General features: G+C 29.6%; 3 protein-coding genes. All 3 read right to left on the bottom strand.

The annotated features are described in order from the left end of the window. A partial coding sequence (locus I2A66_RS16845) for a hypothetical protein (protein ID WP_195252035.1) occupies window positions 1-542 on the bottom strand: 542 nt, incomplete at its 3' end. 12 nt (window positions 543-554) lie between these two features. Beyond that, on the bottom strand, window positions 555-794 hold the full coding sequence (locus I2A66_RS16840; protein ID WP_122639834.1) for a hypothetical protein: 240 nt from the start codon (window positions 792-794) through the stop codon (window positions 555-557). A 13-nt stretch (window positions 795-807) separates the two neighbouring features. Next, window positions 808-1,752, bottom strand: a 945-nt coding sequence (locus I2A66_RS16835; protein WP_195252034.1) for a carbohydrate binding domain-containing protein, incomplete at its 5' end; no start/stop codon positions are given.

The following is a 1,752-nucleotide window of genomic DNA, read 5'->3' as shown; positions in this document are numbered from 1 at the left end:
TTCTTCTCCTCAATATCAAGAAGTCTTGAATCTTGTTCCTCATTTTTACTTTCAACTTGATCTATTCTATTCGTATTAGTGTTAAGTTCAGTTTGTATGATCTCAAGCCTACTATTATATTCTTCTTTAAATTCTTTGATTAATCTTTCATGCTTTGCAATAAACCCCTCTACTTGTCCAGGTATTGTTGAGCCTTCTCCTATTTTAGACTCAATATTAAATAAGAAAGTAGCACTTGTTAGAATTCCATTGCTATCTGATAACTCTAATTCTCCAAGTCCCTTTCCGTCTTCACTAATTATATTCTTATCTAAATCTATTTTTATTGCATTTTCTAATACACTTATATTACTTTCCTGTAAGAAAACTTCTTTACCTATACTTACATAAAGCTTACAAGTATTACCTGTAGGATTGAATACATTCCCTTCTAAGTAAGTCGAGATAGTAATTAAAGCATTATCAAATTGCTTTATATTGAACTTAGGGAGAATATCTTTATTAGAGAAGTCTAAATTAAATTTAATATTTCGCTTAGCCATTTAGTCACCTTCTTAAAATTTAAATTCTTTTAACCTTAATGTTTTACTGCTTAAATCGACACAAAACATATCTTTATTATTAAGAATTTTATTATTATAATCTATTACTATAAAATCCCAAATAACATCATAATCTTCTTTATTATCACCGAATAGATTCATATCTTGAATCCCTGTACAAAATGTCTGTATCTCTCCAGTTCTTTTAGAATAAAACAATGTCATCTTATTTTTATATTCTTCTAACTTCATTTAATATCACTCCTTATGCAGTTACTGTGTATGAAATTGTAGTAGGCTTCATTGTACCTTGAGTTCCATCATATAACTGTGATTGAGAACCTCCATATATCTGAAATGTAGCATTTGAATTATCTATATTTTGAACTAATACTTGAAACGATTGTACCATCCACCCCTCCGGATTAGCTATTTCTTCTATAGATAGATTCACTTTGAAATCTTTACCCTTAAAATCATCAGGAAGTTGTATTGTTACAGGGTTTAAATCTAATTTTTGAGTTTTACCAATGTAAGTAAGATAATGATATGAATATCCAGTGCTACCTACATATCGCTTGAATCCGTTAGTTAGCATCTTAGTATAGCTACCATCTTCATGCTTAAATCCTATGCCTTCACTATCAATAAATCCATTCCCGTTGCACACTTCATTTTGCATATACCTATATGTTGATGCACCCTTACGTTTTTCTATTTGAACATTATCAAATAATATCCAACAACTTTCTTGAGCTACAATACCAAGTCTAATTGCAGTTATTCCATCAACATTCTCAGGTGTATTAAAAATAAATTCATATCTGTGCCAAGCTCTATCGCCTATATATGTTATTGGAATATGTACAGGATTTCCATTTATAAATATATAATTACTTCCATTTCTACCATGAGTGCAGCAATAATAAAAACTTATAGTATATGTTGAGTTGGGGTCTATTTTTATAGCTGTATCTTTAACAAAATAACTATCTCCTCCATTGGTATATATTAATATTGCTTTTCCACCATCTATTGTAGAAGGATAAGTTCCATCTCCACCTTTGGTCCAATCTAATATAAAGGGATGGTTTTTAGTATAGACTTCTTCTTTTTCAAAAGAACTGTTCGGCACTAAGTTCGGACTAGTGCTTTCTGTTATTTTAAATTCAAATTCTTTATTATTTTGTATAAATTGAGATTGACCAAC

This window comes from Romboutsia sp. 1001713B170207_170306_H8, from assembly GCF_015550495.1.
In the GTDB taxonomy this organism is placed as follows: domain Bacteria; phylum Bacillota; class Clostridia; order Peptostreptococcales; family Peptostreptococcaceae; genus Romboutsia_E.
Note: the sequence above shows the minus strand (reverse complement) of the source record. Positions and strands in the feature narration are given on the sequence as shown.

Coding starts and splice junctions, on each gene's coding strand:
- I2A66_RS16840 (WP_122639834.1), bottom strand. CDS start 794: ATGAAGTTAGAAGAATATAAAAATAAGATGACATTGTTTTATTCTAAA.